Origin of the sequence: Bacillus sp. N447-1, from assembly GCF_022701035.1 — a bacterium.
Taxonomy (GTDB): domain Bacteria; phylum Bacillota; class Bacilli; order Bacillales; family Bacillaceae_G; genus Bacillus_A; species Bacillus_A cereus.
This window is the reverse complement of record NZ_CP065509.1, coordinates 5,057,318-5,077,566: the sequence shown is the minus strand read 5'-3', so window position 1 is coordinate 5,077,566 and position 20,249 is coordinate 5,057,318. Positions and strand designations below refer to the sequence as shown.

Below are 20,249 nucleotides of genomic sequence, written 5' to 3'. Positions count from 1 at the left end.
AAATTATTGTTGAACATATATGGAAACTGATCCTCCACTTACTTGGAACTGCCCCCATCCGTCCTTATTAATTGTTACAGTATTTGTTTGATTACCCGTAATATCGTACCATACTTCCCCTGCGTTATTCTTTCCAACATCCATCCACTTCGCCCCTCCTGGTCCATCAGAGATTAATGTTGCTAAACCAGAATTAGCATGTACACTATCACCTTCTCTTGTCCAGCCAATCACATCCGGATGATCAAAATAATCACGCTGCGTACCATATGCAAAGTTTTTTCGTGCCGTCAAAATCGGATCAATTTTGTCCTTTAACGCTGGAATTTCATAGTTACTATTTCCTTTTGTACCATAGTAATCACCATAGAAAACAGAAGGATACCCCTCTGCACGCGTTAAAATAAATGCATATGCCAGCGGTTTGAACCAAGGGCTCACTACAGATTCCAATGACTGACCAGGCTGTGAATCATGATTTTCAACTAGAGTAACCGCAAGTGTAGGATGATTCGCAACTACCGTTCCTTTTAAAATATTTCTCATATCATAATTTCCATTTCCTGTTGAAGCATAATGAAAATTATAATGAAGTGGTGCATCGAACACAGATTGATTATAATTAACCTTCGCTAAATAATTATTTAAAGTCTGGATATCATTTTGCCAATATTCAGCTACTGTAAACATTTCTTTCCCTGTTTGCTGTCTAACATGATTTACCCAATCGCGCAAATATTCATGATCAATATGTTTAACAGCATCTAAACGAAAACCATCTAAATTTAATTCATTCGCATACCACGTTCCCCATTTTTTCATTTCATTCGCAACATCTGGATGATCAAAATCAAGATCCGCATACATCAAATAATCATAATTCCCATTCTCGCTAGACACTTCCCAGTCCCATGCTTTACCTATGCCCCTAAATTTATAAATTCGGTTTAATTTCCTTCCTTCATCCCAATCCGTTCCGTCAAAATGATACCATTTCCATTTGAAATTAGAATAAGAATCTCCACGTCCTGGAAAGTTAAATCCCGTCCACGCACTAATTTCATAATCACCTGATACTTCAACATTTCGATTGCTCGGGTCTACCTCAACTGCTGTTACAGTTTCTGTATAATCAGCCCCACCTTTATGATTCATAACTACATCACCGTATACATCGATGTTTTTCTTATGTAAAGCGTCAATTGCAGATTTCAATTGTGCTTTCGTCCCATATTTCGTCCGCACTGTGCCCTTTTGATTGAATTCCCCCAGATCATATAAATCATATGCTCCATATCCTACGTCATTTTGCGTAGTTCCTTTATATGCAGGTGGTATCCAAACAGATGTAATTCCTTTTTCCGTTAAATTTTCAACATCAGTACGCAAACGATTCCAATGATTCCCATCATTCGGAGCATACCACTCAAAATATTGCATTAACGTTCCATTGTTAACTGTGTCTGCATATGCCTTACTCCCCTCATATATACTAGGTAAAAACATAACAACTGACAATCCGACTATTGTTATTCTTTTAAACATCTGTACACCATCCCCTTCCAAGAAAGCGTTTGCATAGTTTATCAGAATTATTATAATATTCGTCCCACCGTTAGTAAAGTAGCAATCTCTCACTCTCCCATATTATTTTTAATCTAATTTCAAATATTCAACGTAGTTTTCATTTCACATCCTATTCAAGATTGTTTACAATTTACCTATAAAAGCATAACGGAGGGATTTCGATGACAGACTTTCAAAAACAATTTTTCGCACGATTACATATAGAAGAAAAAGACACAGTTTCATTTGAAGATTTATCTAACATTATGTACGCAATGGCACAAACTGTTCCTTTTGAAAACTTAAATATTCTCGAAAAGAATTTTAAAGAAATATCAAAAGAAAATTTGAAAGAGAAAATTTTAGTAAATAACCGTGGCGGTCTTTGTTATGAACTCAATCCTACTATGTATTACTTCCTGAAAGATTCTGGATTCGATGTTCATCTCGTTTCAGGAACAGTTTATAACGCTGCAAACTCCATATGGGCTGTTGATTCTGGCCATATCGCAACCGTTTTAACACATCATAATGAACTTTATTTAATTGAAGTAGGATTCGGATCATACTTACCTCTTGCCCCTGTCCCTTTCTCAGGTGAAGTCATTCACTCTGCTACAGGAGATTATCGTATTCGTAAAGAAATGACCGAAAAGGGAAACTACATTTTAGAGATGCGGAAAAACAATGAGTTCTTGGATCAATCTGCTGCTGATGATTGGACGTTAGGCTATGCATTTTATATAGAAGAAGTGGATGAAGAAAAAGCAAATACAGCACAAAAAATTATCGTTGAACATGAAGGATCACCCTTTAATAAAGTACCTCTTATTGTAAAACTAACTGAAGATGGGCATGCCTCTTTAACGAAAGATAGCCTTACAGTAGCGAAAAATGGTAAAAAAACGAAAGAAACCGTTACAGACATGCAATATACAAACCTTTTACATTCAAAATTCGGAATTACACTATAAGTATGTAAGCCTTGTTATTTTAGCAAGGCTTTTCAATTTTCAGCAGGGATTTTTTGCAATTTGTTGTATTTCATAGTTATATAGAAATATAACTACATGTTTAGAAAGGAAATGATTATGACAGAACTTAAAGATCGATTACAAGTAGCTGATATAGAAAAATGGGATTTAACAGACATTTACCATACAATTGAAGATTGGGAAAGTGATTTTCATAAAATTGAAGTATTAACGAAGGAATTACACGAGTTTAATGGCAATATTCACGATGGCAATAGTTTATTAGCTTATTTAACGAAGAGTGAAGAAATTTCTAGCATAATATCTTTAATGTTCGCTTATGCACGATTACAATCTGACCTTGATACACGCGATACTGACGCACAATCTCTTGTCGATAAAGTATCACAATTACACGTGAAAGTAAGTGCAGCTAAATCTTTCTTTTCCCCCTTCTTACTTAGCATAGACGAAAGCACATTACATTCTTACATAGAAGAAACAGAAGGCTTACAATATTATAAAGAAGACTTATTTGAATTATATCGTTATAAAAAACACGTATTGAATAAGGACCAAGAAGCAATTTTATCACAGATGGGTGAAGCTCTTTCTTCTCCACAGCACACATTTGGTATGTTAAACAATGCAGATATATTATTTGGTGAAGTGACGACTGACGATGGAGAAAAAGTGAACTTAACACGCGGAATGTATGCAAAGTTAATAGAAGATACGAATCGTGAAAAGCGTAAAGAAGCTTATAAAGCATATTACAAACCATATGTTCAGTTAAAGAATTCCATCGCATCTACTTTATCCGCTGCTATTAAAAATAATGTTACTGTTTCGAAGCTAAGAAACTATCCATCAGCGCTAGAGAAATCATTATTTGGCGATATGGTTCCGAAAGAAGTATATGAAAACCTAATTGATACAACGAAAAAAAACATTCAAACATTACATACATACAATGAAATTCGAAAAGAAAAATTAAACGTAGATGAACTAAGACAATACGACTTAGGCGTCGATTTAGTAGAAGGTGCAAAACAAGACATTCCATATAGTGAAGCATTTGACATTATGATTGCATCACTAGCTCCTTTAGGAGAAGAATATATTGAAACATTAAAAAGTTTTAAAGATAAAAGATATATAGACGTAAGGGAAACACCAGGAAAACGTTCTGGTGCTTATAACTTTGGTGTATATGGTGTTCACCCTTTCATTCTTTTAAATCATCACGATGATTTAAACAGCCTGTTCACTCTTACTCATGAATGCGGACACGGTATGCATACGCACTATTCACATGGATACCAACCAAGAATTTCTGCACATTATTCTATCTTTGTCGCAGAAGTCGCTTCAACAGTAAATGAAGTGTTATTAATTCACTATTTATTAAAAGAAGCAAAAGAAACGAACGTACGTAACCATTTAGTTAACCATTTTATTGAGAAATTTAAAGGTACTTTCTTTACACAAATTATGTTTGCAGAATTTGAAAAAATCACACATGAAATGGCTGAACAAGGTAAACCATTAAATGCACAAGTATTCAGTGAAATTTATGAAAAGCTATTTAAAGAATATAACGGTGATTCACTTGTATTTGATGAAGAAGTAAAATACGGATGGGCTAGAATCCCTCATTTCTATCGCCCGTTTTACGTATACAAATATGCAACTGGATTCGCATCTGCCATTCAAATCGCTGATAAACTATTAAGCGGTGATCCGAATGCTCAGAAAAATTATATTGAATTCCTGAAAGGTGGAAGTTCTGATTATCCACTAAACCTATTGAAAAAAGCTGGTGTTGATTTAACTACGCCAGAACCGATTGAAAGTGCATTGAAACAATTCACTCAACTTGTTGAGGAGTTTTCAACATTATAAAAAGCATGCAGAGTATATGCTCTGCATGCTTTTTATTTGAATTACTCTATTCTATATGCTGCTGCGTCACACAATGAATCATACCACCGTATGCATACAATTCGTTAACATATATACCGACAATTCTTCTCCCTGGAAATTGACCTTCAATGATTTGAAGCCCTAATTTATCATGTTCATCACCGTATATAGGTACCAATACAACTTCATTACCAATGTAAAAATTTAAGTACGATCCTTTACAATCTGCTTCTTTTACCAATTTTCTTGTTACTGGTACTGGAATGAGCTGAAATGGCTTGCCATCTATATTTCTTGCTTGTCGCAATTCTTGATAATGCTTTTCGTACGCCTCCAAAAGATATGACTCTCCTTCACCGAAAGGATCATATTCATACAATATCGTATTTTCATTTACAAACCGTGCTGCGCCATCAATATGATAATCCGTATCTTCATCATAATTATCTTCTCCACGTATACCAGTTATCCATATAAAATTTGTTACTCCTAAATATTTCGTTAACTCCATTTCAATTTCTTTCTGACTTAGTGTAGGATTTCGATTTTCATTTATAATAGACGTTTCCGCCGCCATTAAGGTCCCGTTTCCGTTTGTCTCAATTCCCCCGCCCTCTAGACAGACACTAGATTCAACTTTTGGAATGCGATACATTTCACTTATTTTATTCGGAATATTAGCGTCGTTTTCGTACGGATATTTATTTCCCCAACCATTAAATATCCAGTGCGTTAGATAGCGGTTCCCTTCTTTATCTTTTACAAAGATTGGTCCGTTATCTCTTATCCAAATATCATCAGTTTCTTGAATTAAGAAATCAATTTTATTCATATTCACGTTAGCTTCCATTAACTTCGATTGGACATGTATTTTTTCTTCTTCATCACATACAACAATATGGACATTTTCTCCATAGTGAAGCTCCTTTGCCATCGATATCCAAATATCATCTAACTTAGCTCTGTAACCTTCACCCCTATGTGTTTTATCATGTGGCCATTGGAGCCATGTACCTTCATGTTTCTCCCATTCCGCAGGCATATAATACAAACTATTTTCTATATTTCTCATACGTGTTCACCCCTTATATGAATGTATGTCCAGTCTATACTTTGACATCGTGTTAAGGTCAACAGGAATATATTCATTTACTTGTAGCAACTTTATAAGGTGACTCTTTATTTCTCCTTGTGATACACTACTTCTCCTTGTAAAACCGTCACTAAAACTTTCGCATTCGGAATCTTATCGGCACTCATTTTAGTAATATCTTCATTTAGTAATACCATATCAGCTGATTTGCCTACTTCAATCGAACCTGTAATGTTATCAAGACCTAGCGCTTTAGCTGGCTTAATTGTATAGGCATCAATAGCTGCGTATACATCAGACAAGCCCTTTTCATCAATGCTTAATGCATTTGAAATCGTCACAAGTGGATTCAGTTCGTTTACATCCCAATCACTACTAAGTGATACATTCGCACCGGTTTTCCAAATTCGCCCTAACGGCATAATTCGTTTCATTTGCTGATTTGTAAAATACGTACTTGCCCAGCTTTGTTTTGGATCTTCCGCAAAATCATGACCTACTTGAAAATCAGCGCTAATACCTAACTTAGCAAAACGATCTATATCACTATCTTCTACCATTTCCACATGCGTAAGTGTATAAGGCTGGTTTGCACCTTCTTTTTTCGCTGCTTCAATCGCATTTAAACTCTCTCTTACCCCAGCATCTCCAATTGTATGAATAAGTGCACCGTAACCAATTTTATTTAATTCGGTTAACCACCATTTCATTTTTTCTTCTGGAATATAATTCAACCCATACGGAGTTCCTGTAAACCATTCAAATTTATATTTTTCTAGTGTTTTAGCAGTGCTATTAATACTAATTCCATCACTATACATTTTCACTTGATTAATAAGCATACGGGATGACACATCATCACGCTTAATTTTTTTGAAATACTCCATTTGTTCTGCTTCGTTTAAATTTGGATATACCCATGGTCGAAGTACTACGCGTGACGTTAGCTTTTTTTCGTCATTTACTTTATTCCAAACGTCTAACCAGCCTCGCTTCCAATAAAGACGTCCATCACCAACTGTAGTAATACCATTCTTTGCAACCTCATCTAAACCGTCTAATAAACCTTCATAATTTTTTTCAAACAGATTTGGTTGAGAATTCCATGCTTTTTCCATCACGATATCTCCTGCTGTATCATAAAGAATACCAAACGGTTCTCCTGTCTCGGAATCCCGAATAATCCTTCCACCTTGTGGATCTTTTGTATCTTTATTTATTCCAGCTAACTCGAGTGCCTTTGAATTAACCCATACAGAATGGGAGGTTCTTTCCATAATTAATACTGGATTATTAGGAAATAACTCATCAAGAACTTGTAATGGGGTTTGTTGCTCTGATTTTTCGTCCATATCTTTTAACAACGCTTCCAAACTGAACCCCGTTCCACTTATCCATTCGCCATCTTTCACACCTTTTTTACAAGCCTTTAAATACGAGCGTTGTTTTTGCAGAGAAGCATCTGGTGAGACACTACAATTTCCTGCTGCTGGTGATTTTGCTTCAAATATATGATTATGATTGTCCACAAAACCAGGAAGGATAAAACGTCCTTGTAAATCCACCACTTTCGTATCTTCATTTATAAATTCCTCTACATCCTTGTTTGAACCAACAAATATAATTTTCCCCTCTTTAACGGCTACAGCCTCTACGATGTCTTGCTTTTCATTTGAAGTATAGATTGTACCATTTTTAAACACTACATTTTTAGGTAACTGACTTGGTAGTACAGCGCTACCACTCTCACCTTCTCCTACTCCAGCAGTACATGCGGAAATCCATACCATACTTAGAACGAGACAAATAATCATGATTGTTCTTCTCATATTCTCTCTCCTTTTTATTATGATAAATTGCTTTCATACATAGAATAAGGATTGACATAATGTTAATGTCAATCCTTATTCTCATTCTATTTTCGTAACTAAAAAACAAATTTGTGTCACATACTCTTCTGCTAAACAATCACATTCAGGTCCCTTTATATAAACCTCATATGGCGAATTAATTATCACATACCCATTTCTTTCAATCCATTCTTCTAACGCTATATAAGCGTAACCTATATAGTCGTAACTTCCATAATGCATAGTAGTAACGATATGATGTGGACTTAGTTGTTTCATTTCATACTCTTGTGCTACGTCTTCATCATTCCCCTGCATAACCGGGATTCTTAATTCAATATCACTGTTACTTGGAATATATTCTTCATCATAAAAGACTGCAGATGGTGAACCGACTATTTGAAAATTATTTTTTTGTACCTCTTCATATAAGTCATAAAAATAATCATCCATATCATCTATATCTATTTTTACTCTTTGAGTAATTATCGTTACTTCATTCCTCATTCCCATTAATATATCGTAATTTCTATGACGAGCAATATTTAGACTACTATTCACCTTTACCATTTCATTCATTTCTGAAATAACCTGTAAATTTTGCTTCACTTCATGAGACAACTCGATAATTTGTGATTGTATATGTTGAACAAACGAATCTTGATCTGATGACTGCAAAACAATTTTAATTTTTGGAAGAGGAAATTTATACTCCCTTAACTTTTTGATTTTCAACGCTACTTCCAGCTGCTCTTGTTCATAATATCTATACCCATTAACCGGATTCACATATGCCGGTTTTAATATCTCCTCTTTGTCATAATGTCTTAACATCCGCGTACTCATTTTACAAATCCGAGAAAACTCAGCGATGGTATACATATCAATACTCCTTGAATAGATTTTCTTTTCATTACTTATTTATTAAAACCAATCAAAAATCTTCTTCATTGAAAAATCTTCATTCTGATTTTTTAATCTTCTCATTTTTGAAGGTAACAAATGGCTTGGACAATACCACGTTAAACAATTCATTGCGCCTCCCATTGTTGATATTTCTCCTACATGAATTTGAATAACTTGCTTCTCCGTATACTGTTGAATATATCGTAAAACTTCCTCATCTTTAGCTAATCCAAACTTAGGAACATAAAGAGCATCACATGATTCTAACATATTTATATACAACCCTTTTGCTGATGCTATCTCTTGATCATATTGTCCTTTCTCTGTATATGATGAAGGAACAACTATAAATTCAGCTTCTGGCATTTGTTCTTGAATAATCTCTTGAACACTATATCTAAATTCATGATCCCCTAAAAAATCACTAATAAACATTGTATGTTCATCAATAAATTTAACCATTCCGTCTGCGTGTGCTAGTACATCCCCTTCTTCAGCAGGAATAATAATAACTCGGCTCACATCTAAATCCCATTCTAACTGCTCAATAATTTCCTCTTCTGTCCAATCATCGTTATCATCAAATATACGTTCTGTTAATATTACGGTATCTTTTTTATTCCAAATAAGATTACCACCATCTAATATTAATGGGGATTTCACATATTCAAAGTCATTCTTTTTCAACCATTTATTAAACTGTTGATCTAAATATCGCCCTTGATCATCTGGCAAATAATTTGGTCGATATTTAAATTTAACTAGATGATTTGTGACAACCGGTGCAACATCTCTTAGCCAAATATCATCATACTCAAAACAGCTCGTATGAAAGTCTTGTTCTTCAACAGATAAAGATATAAGTTGATCCGCAATTGATTTCTTTTCATTTAAACATTCATTAAAGTAAATCAAGTCTTCATAAAATGGTTGATAATATTCATTCGATTCGTCTGGTATTGCAGTAAAAATAATCCCATTATGTTTTTGTTCCATATTATTTACCTCGCTTTTTAATAGTAGTTACATAACTGATTTCACAAAGCCAACTATTCCTCAATTCATTTCTCTTTTCATTACAACTCATGAACCGCGTATATTTCATGAATGGATTATAGCATGGAGAAATATTATATATTTATATAAAAAATATAAAGCTGACGTTAAGTCTTAAATTGACTCTTGACAAGTTTTTTAAATAACCTATTTTAAAACAACAATAAATGATTAAATGATTTTTGTATCAAGATTCAAACCCATTACTTCTAATAGATCGTTTTGATTATATAAATTCACTAAATGCGCTTCTACTCCTATACAAATTCCTTCTAGCGGAAGATCATTTGGATCCTGACCAAAGGGATCTTCAATTTCAACCCCTATTGCTTCAATACCTATGAATGCAAAACTTATAAACGTAGTCGCAAGTACTGTAAACCATCCGAGACTATCAACAAGACCAATTGGTAAAGTCGCACAAAATATAATCAATAAAATTTTTATATGAGCAAAATATGCAAAAGGAATAGGTGTTGTTTTGATACGATCACATCCACCCACAGATGTAAGTAACGTATTCAAATCCATTTCCATACTAATTATCGCATTTGGATGAATTTGCCCCGTTTTCAAACCTTTTGATAGTATAGTTTTCAACATAAAAACTATACTAATCGGTAAATGATTGGACTCAACCAAAAGTGCTTTTTCCTTCTCAGAACAGACAGCGAGCAATGATTTCACTTCAGATAAATCTTTTTCCTCTCTCAAGTGTCCTTTCGCTAACTTTGGAAATGCAATTAATAGATGTAAAAATTTTATTTTTTCCTGCTCCATACTCTTCCCTTTAGAATCCCAATGACACAAAAAACTAATTGCTAAATTTCTAGTACAAGCACCAATCGCGCCAAACAGCTTTCTACCTTCCCAGTACCGATCATAGGCAGTATTCGTACGAAACACTAATAGTAATCCTAAAGCTCCTCCGACGATTACCCAAGGAGTCTGATTTATATTTATTTCTGTATAGTAATAATTAATCACAGCTACTATCGTTGAAATACACGTATATAATACGATTTGTGGGAAAATATCTCTTATAATTGTCCCTTTTAATGTAAATATTTGATGTAAACTATTTTGATTATTGTAATGAACCATATTTACAAAAACCTCTTTCTCTATTAACCTTTTATTCTTTTAAATCATGAAAGTATACAATTAAATAATAGAATCATAAACCCTATCATTATGAGGCTGGTTAAGATTATTTCTTTCAATACCGTTACTCCTTTTTGCAAAAAGATAAAATATCTTATTTAATTCAACAACAAATGTTTACTATTCTAAATCCCGACGCATCATTTTAGAATTCGCAATGAACAATGCACTAATTAATACAAAGATTGCACAGGCATATAACAATAAATCTAACGGACTATCGTGATCTATAATGATGAGACGCACAATAGCTGTTATACCTATATATATAAAATATCGTAATGGAAAATGAAAATTCATTTGAAAATACTTTATAATCATTACGATGAACTCGAAGTACAGAAAGAATACGACGATACTATCAATTAAATGATAACTAGATTCATTACCATCCAATTTCAGTTCTTGTATAAACTGAATGACTTCTTTCATAAGAAACACACTTAGAACAACCCTAAGCAAATTAAAGCTACATTTAAAATGTACTGTAAAACGATAGGGAAATACGAAAACACTATTTTAAAATTCTTTAACACAAACATTTTTCTCCTTTACCATATAAAACGAAAAGCGAATATACACTACAATTCATTTATCATTATATTTAAATTTATTTTTATAAATAATAAGGAATGACAAAATAGGTAATAAGATTCCACCTATTTTGTCTATATAGCAGCACAACGAAATTACAATTAATTACTTCAATGCAATTGGTTGTTGTTGTGTCACACAATGTATCATACCGCCGTTTTTATACAACTCCCTCACATCAATACCGACTACTTTACGATCTGGGTATAACTTCTGAATCGTATCGTTTGCGATTTTATCATTCGGATCATTATAATTAGGCACTAATACAACTGTATTCCCAATATAATAATTGATATACGATCCCTTATAATCGAGAGTTTTTCCATTCTCTAAAGCAACCTTTTCTTTACTAAGCGGCAAGTATTCATACTTATATTTCTGTCCTGAAGCATTTTTGGCATCTAACAATGTATCCATATCTTTATTAGATAAACCCCATTCAGCTAGGTCATCTTCTTTCATCGTTACAATAGTAGATTTATTATGGAATTTAGCAAATCCATCAATATGAAAGTCCGTAATATCTAAATTAGGTACTCCGTCTAACCAAATAAAGTTTGATACCCCAAGGTCACTTATATATTTTTCAATTTCCTTTTCTGATAAATCAGGATTTCTATTTTTATTCGTTACTGCACTTCGAGTTAATAAAGCAGTCCCATTGCTGTCTAATTCAATTGCGCCGCCTTCAAGGACAAATTTCCCCCAATCAACTCTTTCAATTCCTGATTGTTTACTAACATTCTTACGTATTTGAGCATCATTTTTATAAGGTGTTTTCTTCCCCCAACCATTAAATGCTGGATCTAATATTTTGAGATTTTTATTGCTGTCATAAACAAAAATTGGTCCACTGTCCCTTGCCCATACATCATCAGTAGGCGCGATAAAGAAATCAATCTTCTCCATATTTAACCCTTCATCTGTTAAAAGGTTATTGATTCTTTCTTTTTCTTCCTGGTCATATGCAACAATGTGGACTTTCTCACCCTCAGTTAAAGCACTTGCCATCTTAACCCAAATAGGTTCAACTTCCTTCTTATACTCTTCACCATATGTATATTCATGTGGCCATTGCAGCCATGTACCTTCATGTTTATCTTTTTCATCTGGCATCGTATATTTCCCAGCATTTTTCTGTACCTCTACTTTTTCCCCTTCTTTCCCTTTAACATTTTCATTGTTACCCTCAAAAGAGCATCCACTAATAATTGTTGTAGATAATGTAGCTATTAAACAAAACTTTATTGCTTTTTTCATTTTTTCAACCTCCTGTTCTTGTCTCCAATAATATAAAGCTTCACATAGTGTGAAGCTCAAGCTTTTTTATCAATGTAAAAATTACCAATTGTTCTTTGCATTACTTAGCATTTAACTACCTATTTAGATTTATTCATATGCCAATCACCTTTCTTACCTATTTATCCCGCTATTTATGGGCAGTAAGACCCTCACCTCAAAATTCAGCGCAAGCAAAAAAGTTAGGTGGGGGCCCTGCTGCCCGTAAAAGCCCGATTGATGAGGGCTTCTACTCAGTGGGGGATGAACAAAGCCCCTCCACTGAATAAAGTTTCACTTTATTCAGTAAGTAAAACTTTACAAAATAAAAAAATCGGTATTGATAATTACATATCAATACCGATTTTTTATAATTATTTTCCTTCTATTAAATCATTCGCCATTTTCCTGAATTCTTGATTAAATGCGTCATTCATACCATTTTGGACGTTAGAAAATAATATGACAAACGTTCGTTTATCCCAGTTAAAATTATTAAAAGTGTTCCAACCAGCTAATACACCGTGGTTATGATAATAATCTGGGTAAATATAGAAACTAAATCCATATTTTCTTGCAGGTGATGCAGAAAACATATCTGATACACTTTGTTTAGAAAGTAGTTTACCATCCATAATAGCTTCATCTAACTTTTTCATATCTTCAACAGTCGTATACATTTCACCACAACCATACAGCCAGTTCATTTTTAAGCGCGGCGTGGCTATTAACTTATTATCTTTTTTCGTATACCCTTCTGCTAAGAAAATATCTTCTGGAAGTGTTGCGCCCATTCCAGATTCATTCATTTCAACGGGAGTCAAAATATTTTCTTTCACATATTCAGCAAGTGGTTTATTCGATATTTTTTCTACAATATATGCAAGCACCATATAATTATAATCTGTATATTTCCATCCTGTCCCTGCTGGAAATTGTAACGTTTGTGCCCCAATCCACGTTACTAATTTTAACCGTGATGCTGCGTCAACACTACCTTGTCCCTGTTCTGGTAATCCAGACGTATGTGTTAACAAGTTTCGTAACGTAATATTTTTATCTGCTGGAAACGATGGGATATATTTATTTACATTGTCTTCAATGTTCAACTTCCCTTTTTCTTTTAGTTGCATAATAGATATTGCAACAACTGTTTTCGTAATAGAACCAATGCGATATTTCGTTCTTGGCGTTGTTAATACTTGATCTTTCACATTCGCATAACCGTAGCCTTTTCGTAAAATCACATGACCTTTACTTGCTACAAGAACACTTCCATTAAATCCTTTATCTTTTAAGTACTGATCTAGTTTTCCAGCTGCAATTTCATAACGCTTTTTCTCATTCGCATCAATTTCCTGCTTAACATCTTTTTGCTTACTATTTACATTAGAAAATGCCTTTGCATCATATTTTTTTCCTTTATTTGCATGTATTAGTGTAACAATACTTCCACAAAAAACTGCAAAAATAAAGAAAACGATTAACCATTTCTTTAACATACTAGGAACCCTCTTTTATCTAGTTTCACTTAACGTACATCCATTCTATTTTATATCTTTTAATTATCAAGTATATTATAATATTATTTAATATTCACTCTGTTAAAACTAGATTCCTTTTCTCATTTTCAATTTTGACTACTCTCTATTGTATTTCTTTCTTGCAAAATTTCCAACATACAATCGGATGCATTACACTATAATTTCAAATTCTTTTGTAACATTTGTTACATACTAAAAGAATGGAGATGTAATATGAAAAACACCGATAAACGCAATCGTTTAGATGATAAGATGTTTCATTATCGGATAACAAAAACAACATGGTATTAATTGAATATTACGGAAAACTGATTATGGTATTAAAAGGAAAAGATGCTGAAAAATTTTCAAATAAAATAAATCATGCAAATAACGATAAAGAAAAACAGCTAATTATGGCTAAAATTACAGGTAATTTCAAAAGAGGTAATGAACGAAATTGAAAACGAATCTCATTTATATTTTGATTATACAACAAATAAAAAAAGAAATGTCGCTCATTCAACATTTCTTTAGACTTTCTTCATAAAAAATTTACATTGCTAACATTCCTTCATTTTCTATCCTTCCTATATAAGCTAACCGCTGAAATAGTTAGTAATACAACTATGCATAACCACGCATACGTATATCCCTTCTTATCTACAATATAACCAAATAAAGCAGGCGCAGCAATAATGGCAATTTGATTTAATGTAAGTGCAAAACTCACTGTCATCCCTACCGATTCTTCACTTGCTGATTCCGCAACTTCAGTTATGAAAAGGCTAAACCATCCAATTGCAAAGAACCCTAACAATGCACTTACACCATACAATACATTCGTTATTGTATGTATGCTCATTACTAATATTAGAATGAAGAAAATAGAAATACAAACAGTTATAAATAAGAGGTTACGCCTATTCCCCTTATAAAATAAATCACTAGTAGCTGCTAATATAACCCTACCAACCATTCCAGAAAAGAACATAACGGAAAATACTTTTCCAGCTAAAATTGGCGTGATTGATTGTTCCAATACTAAAAATTTTATAAAGTGCGCAACTAACACCATTTGCAATGAAATCATACAAATGCCAGTTATATAAATTGCATATAACTCTTTTTTACACATCACTTCTTTTAACTGCATCCAAAAAGAAAGTTTACTACGTGCTTGTTTAACTTTCTCTTGAATATATGGTTCCTTATAAAATATAAAAAATAAAAACCCTCCAATTATACAAATACATGCAATACTATTTACCGCATAGGCCATATTATATTTTATTGTAAGAAACGGGATCAATACTCCCGCTAATGTACCACCAATCGGTATACCGGCTTGTCTAATCCCCATCGCTAACCCGCGATTTTCTTTTGAGAACCACTTCATTATCACCTTACTTCCTCCTGGCTGCGAAACACTATAAAACGTTCCTACTAATAAAAGTACAAAGAGTAACCCATTAAATCCATTGACCATATTAGTCAGTAAAAACGAACCTCCTAGTAAAAATGAACTTATCGAAATTAACAACTTTTCATTGTATTGATCAAGTAGCCGCCCGACAAAAAGCATACAAAATAGCGGTCCTATATTTACAACACTTACTAACAATCCAATCTCCGTATTCGTAAGTGCATATTCTTCTTTCCAAAATAAAGCAAACGCTCCAACACCATACGTTATAAGTGTCGCTGTTGTTTGAGCAACCGTCGCAAAAATTAACATAACCCACTTATAAGTACTATTTACCCTTTCTTCCATTAACACAATAATCCCTCCATCCCCTTCCATTGTATGAAAGTTCTGATATCATATAAAATAAAGATTTATCATGTAATTCATCAAAAAAAATGATACCTTTTCTGGAGGGATGATACTTGGATATAAAAGATTTAACTGTATTTTACGAAGTTGCGAAAGAAAAAAACATATCTCACGCAGCTAAAAATTTAAACTATGTACAGTCTGGCGTAACAATGCGTATGAAACAACTAGAAAACGAATTAGGTGTGCCTTTATTTTACCGAAACGGAAAAGGTGTAACTTTAACTTCTAATGGTGAGATTTTATTAACATACGCCAAACAAATTATCTACTTAATGGATCAATCTGTTAAAGCAGTTCAAAGTAATGGGATCGAACCAAGAGGCACTTTAAAAATTGGATGTACAGAATCTACAACCGCTGTAAGACTTCCATCTATATTAACGGCCTATTATGAGAAATACTCAAAAGTCGAATTGATTTTAGAATCAAATACGACGGAACAATTGATTAGGCTTGTACTAGAACGAAAACTGGACGGAGCGTTTATAGCTGGCTCTACTCAGCATGCTGAACTTCATACAAATATATTTCGTGAAGAAGAATTAGTTCTCATTAGCAAAAAGCCTTTATCTTCCTTTAAAGACATAGGAGACATGAATTTACTTGCATTTAGTCATGGGTGCTATTATAGAAATTTATTAGAAGATTGGCTTCAAGAAGAAGGAATTTCACCTAAGCGAGTATTAGAGTTTGGAACAATTGAAGCGATTCTCGCATGTGTAAAATCAGGTATAGGCATAGCAATTATGATGAAGTCTATTTTAAGTGGTCATAAACATGACATATCATTCAATCCTTTACCAAATAGCTTCAAAAAAGTTCCTACTACTTTTATTACTAGAAAAGATATATATCACTCTGCTGCATTACAAAAATTTATGGAGATGACTCGCAATGCGTGAAAAGAAAATAAGTGGTATGAAACGAAAAACAAACACTATGATAAAGCGAATTGAGGAACATACAAAAACGTTCCCTTCTACTTTCTATAACGATGAATATTGGAATATGCTATTGCCAGTTTCGCAAGCTTTTATTGACTCTCGTAAAACACCTAGAAAAGTAAAACGGTTATGTATTCAAACCTTATTAAATCAAGCAAATCATTTAATAAATATGAAACCGAGCGATACACATACATATCGAGTTGTTGTTTTGATTTCTATAAATAATTTGTGGGATTCGCAAATCATTATATTTAAAAATGAGGACTACTTTCATAATTTCTTTAATAGAGATAGTGAATTTCAAAAATGGATTCTTCTTTCAAATGAAATTGATTTTTGGGAGACACGGGAAATGTCAGTTTGTCATTCCTTCAAAACGCTTCACTTTCAAGAAATTATTTATGATGCAGATGAATGCTATGAAAAAGAGATTCTGTTTATTGGAGAGTTAGATTAAAAAGGGTATACCTAAAACACTGGTATACCCTTTTCCACTTATTTTTCCTTCAATACACTATGTAATCGATCCGGATAATTTGTAAACATTCCTGTAGCACCCCATTTGATTAACAGTCTCATATCTGGTTTCTCATTAATTGTATAAGGGTGAATTAACAGTCCATTTTTCCTAGCCATTTTCATATATGACTCATCAATAATTAGTTCCCCGTTATCATTACGTAAGTTTGGTCCAATACCAGCTGCATACTTTTTAATTTCTTGAAAATCATCATTTGTTACACTTTTCGGTTCATGTGTAATGCCAGACCATTCAACAATTTCATTGTTTTCATTTGGGTAATACCAAAGCAATTGAACTAACGGAATATTTTCATTCATACTATGAATCTTTTTCAAACTATCTTTACTAAATGATTGAATCATAACACGGCTAGAAGACATGTTTTGGCCTACTAAATTATATTTTTGTAACAACGCCAACAATTTCTCTTCCATTCCTGGATACACATCTGGTGATTTTGTTTCAATATAATACTTCATACTTCTTCCATACTTTTGGAAGATTTCTTCAAGAGTTGGAACCTTTTGCCCAACATACTCTTGCTTAGCCTTTTCTGGATACGCTTTATTAAACCATGATCCAGCATCTAAACTCTTTATTTCACTTAACGTTTTATCGCGTACTTCGCCTGTTCCATTTGTAGTGCGATCAACTGCTGTATCATGCATTGCAATTAATTGGCCATCCTTTGTTAATTGAATGTCTAACTCTAAATAATCCGCTTTCATTTTTTTCACTAAATCATAAGAAGCAAAAGTATGCTCAGGTGCATGTCCACTTGCTCCGCGATGTGCAATATTTAAAAACTTATTCGTATTCCATTCATGCTTTCCTTCTGCTTTCGCATGAACAGCTCCCCCAGCAAAGATACTTCCAGTCATAAAGAAAATAACTAAAACGCTAATAATCTTTCTCATTCTTCTAACCCTTCCTACGTTGCAAATTTCAACAAGCTAATGAGATTTACACGAAACAGAAGACACACTTTCATTATTTTTATAAACCTATATTAAAATTCCAATCTTACAAATGTTTTCTATATTATTAATATAGAAAACTAGTATTATCCTATTTAATTTCTATAGCCCTCCTTTTCACATGTAACTCCCTATTTTGTACGGTTCATTCAATAAAAAAAGCCATAAATTATTTAGGCTACACTCCTGTATCCCTAAATAAATTTATGGCTTTTCTCAAATATCTCCGGCCTCTATTAACTTGTCGAATTTAATCATATCAAACCTATTGAAATTTGTGAATATTTTTTTCAGTGCAGTGAAGCACATAAAACAATATTTCCGTAGTTACTTAAAAATCACATAATAAATTTCCCATTACCTCGTCCAATACTATATCTGGATTTACTACCGCTTTTTCTGAACGCCATCCTATAAAGCCATCTGGTCTAATTAATACAGCACCTCCATTCTCTATACCATATAATTTGCTAAAAATATCTTCTGGAGCAATAAAGTCTCCACTTAAGCCAACACGATACCCTTTTATATTTATTCCTAATTTAGCTGAAACAGTATGTGCTACCTCAGCCCAAGAACTATTTTCTACTCCTGTAAGTAATACAAAACTGTTACCGAATAAGTCTAATGTAGAAACTTTCTTCCCTTCATACGTTCCCCATAAATGTGGCGCTCGCGTTCCAGGTCTTCCGTTCAACTCTATGCTATCCATTCTATGTGGAGTGACTGAATTATCTATAATCGCCTCTGAACAATACTGATATCCAACTGTAACAGCTAAACCATCCATATTATTCAAACTGCCTTTCTCTCTCTTCGCAGCACGAAACAGTAAACTACTTGCATAAGCTGTCGTTAATTTTGCAACAGAGTGTCTCTCTTCATGATATGTTTCTAACAATTTTGGTTTTGCCTTCCTTTTTATAACAGCCGCTAATTTCCAAGCTAAGTTATGCGCATCTTGTATTCCTGTATTTGAACCAAATCCGCCTGTTGGTGGCATAATATGTGCTGAATCTCCAACTAGAAAGACTCGATTTCCTTGAAATTTCATTGCTGTACTTTCGGCCGCTTCCCACGGTAAAACACTTAATATTTCTGACTCAACATTTGTACTTCCAATTGCTATTTCAATAATTTGTTTACAACGTTCCATCGTGAAATCCTCTGGTCCCTCTCCTTTTAATGGATCGTAGGCTACATGGTAAATCCATTTTTTTACGTTATCTACTGGGATCAGTGCACCAAGAACCTCTGGATGAAGTACCATAGAAAAACCGAATGCGTCTCCTTGTATAAACTCACTTAAGTCTGCTTCAAAATAAATATTCATATAATAGCCACCAATGGTTCCACGCCCCTCAGTTTTAATCCCTAACTGCTCACGTATTTTACTTTTCGCTCCATCTGCTGCAATTACATAGTCACAATGTATGACACTTTCTTTTTCTGCTTCACGATTTCGAATCTTTGCTTTTACCCCGTTTTCACTTTGTTCAAATGAAACTAATTCATGATAAAAAGATAGTTGCCCGCCTAGCGTTTTTGCCTCTTGTAACATCATCTCTTCTAAAATAATTTGATAACATGCAGTTTGTTTTGATGGACTAATCTTTTCTATTTTTTGAAGTAACTCTTCATCGTTTCTGTATTGCGTCGCTCTCATTTGTTCCAGGTCTTCTTTATTCGCTTCAGCTATTGTATGAACCGCTATTCTTCCTCGGCAGTTCTCTAATGCTTTACCTGCCAATTTAATTCTTTGTTCCAAGCCTAATTCTCGAAATAACTCCATTGTACGTAAAGTAAGACCACCTGCTTTCGAATGAATGGCAGTAGACGGATGCCTTTCAATAAGTAAGTACTCAATGTTATGTTTTGCAAGAAATAACGCAGACGCTAACCCAGATAATCCCCCTCCAACAATTAAAACTGGTACATAATTCGATTTCATATATTTACCCTCCACATCATTGTTCTGAGCTCAGTGACATAAATATAATCAAAAAAAACATTAAAATATAGACTTATA

At 33.5% G+C, this 20,249-nt stretch carries 15 protein-coding genes and 2 pseudogenes; 5 read left to right on the top strand and 12 right to left on the bottom strand.

The features are described from left to right. Positions 1-3 precede the first annotated feature (3 nt). Positions 4-1,545, bottom strand: coding sequence for an alpha-amylase (gene amyS / locus IQ781_RS25960; RefSeq protein WP_139846879.1), 1,542 nt, complete (start codon positions 1,543-1,545; stop codon positions 4-6). 203 nt (positions 1,546-1,748) lie between these two features. On the opposite strand from amyS, the gene IQ781_RS25955 reads away from it, so the two are divergent. Then, the gene (locus tag IQ781_RS25955) at positions 1,749-2,540 is read left to right on the top strand and encodes an arylamine N-acetyltransferase family protein (RefSeq protein WP_000129192.1); all 792 of its coding nucleotides are present in this window, start codon (positions 1,749-1,751) and stop codon (positions 2,538-2,540) included. 117 nt (positions 2,541-2,657) lie between these two features. After that, positions 2,658-4,445 (top strand): oligoendopeptidase F, encoded by a 1,788-nt coding sequence (gene pepF, locus IQ781_RS25950; RefSeq protein ID WP_000137535.1) that lies wholly within the window; start codon positions 2,658-2,660, stop codon positions 4,443-4,445. A gap of 46 nt (positions 4,446-4,491) precedes the next feature. Here the strand turns inward: pepF and IQ781_RS25945 are convergent, their stop codons facing one another. The 8 genes and pseudogenes from IQ781_RS25945 to IQ781_RS25910 all read right to left on the bottom strand — a co-directional run bounded on the left by IQ781_RS25945 (position 4,492) and on the right by IQ781_RS25910 (position 13,912). Further along, positions 4,492-5,538 (bottom strand): agmatine deiminase family protein, encoded by a 1,047-nt coding sequence (locus tag IQ781_RS25945; RefSeq protein WP_065382386.1) that lies wholly within the window; start codon positions 5,536-5,538, stop codon positions 4,492-4,494. Positions 5,539-5,645: 107 nt separating this feature from the next. Continuing rightward, entirely contained in the window at positions 5,646-7,388 is a 1,743-nt protein-coding gene (locus tag IQ781_RS25940; RefSeq protein WP_001254972.1) for an amidohydrolase, read from the bottom strand. 81 nt (positions 7,389-7,469) lie between these two features. Continuing rightward, entirely contained in the window at positions 7,470-8,291 is an 822-nt protein-coding gene (locus tag IQ781_RS25935; RefSeq protein WP_000287978.1) for a MerR family transcriptional regulator, read from the bottom strand. A gap of 42 nt (positions 8,292-8,333) precedes the next feature. Then, entirely contained in the window at positions 8,334-9,311 is a 978-nt protein-coding gene (locus tag IQ781_RS25930) for an agmatine deiminase family protein (protein WP_000435519.1), read from the bottom strand. Between the two features lie 231 nt (positions 9,312-9,542). After that, positions 9,543-10,475 (bottom strand): bestrophin family protein, encoded by a 933-nt coding sequence (locus IQ781_RS25925; protein WP_065382387.1) that lies wholly within the window; start codon positions 10,473-10,475, stop codon positions 9,543-9,545. A gap of 180 nt (positions 10,476-10,655) precedes the next feature. Then, positions 10,656-11,071, bottom strand: a pseudogene (gene psiE / locus IQ781_RS25920) (phosphate-starvation-inducible protein PsiE). 163 nt (positions 11,072-11,234) lie between these two features. Continuing rightward, a complete protein-coding gene (locus IQ781_RS25915) occupies positions 11,235-12,392 on the bottom strand; it encodes an agmatine deiminase family protein (protein ID WP_000709181.1) in 1,158 nt (385 codons plus the stop codon). A gap of 392 nt (positions 12,393-12,784) precedes the next feature. Then, positions 12,785-13,912, bottom strand: a complete 1,128-nt coding sequence (locus IQ781_RS25910; RefSeq protein WP_000915192.1) for a serine hydrolase domain-containing protein — start codon at positions 13,910-13,912, stop codon at positions 12,785-12,787. A 255-nt stretch (positions 13,913-14,167) separates the two neighbouring features. Here IQ781_RS25910 and IQ781_RS25905 point away from each other — a divergent pair. After that, positions 14,168-14,397 (top strand): annotated as a pseudogene (locus IQ781_RS25905) (hypothetical protein). Positions 14,398-14,507: 110 nt separating this feature from the next. Here the strand turns inward: IQ781_RS25905 and IQ781_RS25900 are convergent. Further along, complete coding sequence (locus tag IQ781_RS25900) at positions 14,508-15,737, bottom strand: MFS transporter (RefSeq protein ID WP_065382231.1); 1,230 nt, start codon at positions 15,735-15,737, stop codon at positions 14,508-14,510. A gap of 86 nt (positions 15,738-15,823) precedes the next feature. Here IQ781_RS25900 and IQ781_RS25895 point away from each other — a divergent pair, with 86 nt between their 5' ends. Together IQ781_RS25895 and IQ781_RS25890 are read left to right on the top strand one after the other, a co-directional pair. After that, positions 15,824-16,675: a LysR family transcriptional regulator gene (locus IQ781_RS25895; protein WP_065382232.1), complete on the top strand. Its 852-nt coding sequence runs from the start codon at positions 15,824-15,826 to the stop codon at positions 16,673-16,675. Further along, positions 16,668-17,177, top strand: a complete 510-nt coding sequence (locus tag IQ781_RS25890; RefSeq protein WP_065382233.1) for a DUF3916 domain-containing protein — start codon at positions 16,668-16,670, stop codon at positions 17,175-17,177. The genes IQ781_RS25895 and IQ781_RS25890 overlap by 8 nt, the downstream gene beginning before the upstream one ends. A 38-nt stretch (positions 17,178-17,215) precedes the next feature. Here IQ781_RS25890 and IQ781_RS25885 read toward each other — a convergent pair whose 3' ends face one another. Together IQ781_RS25885 and IQ781_RS25880 are read right to left on the bottom strand one after the other, a co-directional pair. Then, positions 17,216-18,160: a glycerophosphodiester phosphodiesterase gene (locus tag IQ781_RS25885; RefSeq protein ID WP_001226340.1), complete on the bottom strand. Its 945-nt coding sequence runs from the start codon at positions 18,158-18,160 to the stop codon at positions 17,216-17,218. 391 nt (positions 18,161-18,551) lie between these two features. Further along, a complete protein-coding gene (locus tag IQ781_RS25880) occupies positions 18,552-20,171 on the bottom strand; it encodes an FAD-dependent oxidoreductase (protein ID WP_242808201.1) in 1,620 nt (539 codons plus the stop codon). Positions 20,172-20,249 lie beyond the last annotated feature (78 nt).

What these genes read in the sequence shown, in the direction of transcription:
- amyS (WP_139846879.1), bottom strand. Translation starts at nt 1,545, where the DNA reads ATGTTTAAAAGAATAACAATAGTCGGATTGTCAGTTGTTATGTTTTTA.
- IQ781_RS25955 (WP_000129192.1), top strand. Translation starts at nt 1,749, where the DNA reads ATGACAGACTTTCAAAAACAATTTTTCGCACGATTACATATAGAAGAA.
- pepF (WP_000137535.1), top strand. Translation starts at nt 2,658, where the DNA reads ATGACAGAACTTAAAGATCGATTACAAGTAGCTGATATAGAAAAATGG.
- IQ781_RS25945 (WP_065382386.1), bottom strand. Translation starts at nt 5,538, where the DNA reads ATGAGAAATATAGAAAATAGTTTGTATTATATGCCTGCGGAATGGGAG.
- IQ781_RS25940 (WP_001254972.1), bottom strand. Translation starts at nt 7,388, where the DNA reads ATGAGAAGAACAATCATGATTATTTGTCTCGTTCTAAGTATGGTATGG.
- IQ781_RS25935 (WP_000287978.1), bottom strand. Translation starts at nt 8,291, where the DNA reads ATGTATACCATCGCTGAGTTTTCTCGGATTTGTAAAATGAGTACGCGG.
- IQ781_RS25930 (WP_000435519.1), bottom strand. Translation starts at nt 9,311, where the DNA reads ATGGAACAAAAACATAATGGGATTATTTTTACTGCAATACCAGACGAA.
- IQ781_RS25925 (WP_065382387.1), bottom strand. Translation starts at nt 10,475, where the DNA reads ATGGTTCATTACAATAATCAAAATAGTTTACATCAAATATTTACATTA.
- IQ781_RS25915 (WP_000709181.1), bottom strand. Translation starts at nt 12,392, where the DNA reads ATGAAAAAAGCAATAAAGTTTTGTTTAATAGCTACATTATCTACAACA.
- IQ781_RS25910 (WP_000915192.1), bottom strand. Translation starts at nt 13,912, where the DNA reads ATGTTAAAGAAATGGTTAATCGTTTTCTTTATTTTTGCAGTTTTTTGT.
- IQ781_RS25900 (WP_065382231.1), bottom strand. Translation starts at nt 15,737, where the DNA reads ATGGAAGGGGATGGAGGGATTATTGTGTTAATGGAAGAAAGGGTAAAT.
- IQ781_RS25890 (WP_065382233.1), top strand. Translation starts at nt 16,668, where the DNA reads ATGCGTGAAAAGAAAATAAGTGGTATGAAACGAAAAACAAACACTATG.
- IQ781_RS25885 (WP_001226340.1), bottom strand. Translation starts at nt 18,160, where the DNA reads ATGAGAAAGATTATTAGCGTTTTAGTTATTTTCTTTATGACTGGAAGT.
- IQ781_RS25880 (WP_242808201.1), bottom strand. Translation starts at nt 20,171, where the DNA reads ATGAAATCGAATTATGTACCAGTTTTAATTGTTGGAGGGGGATTATCT.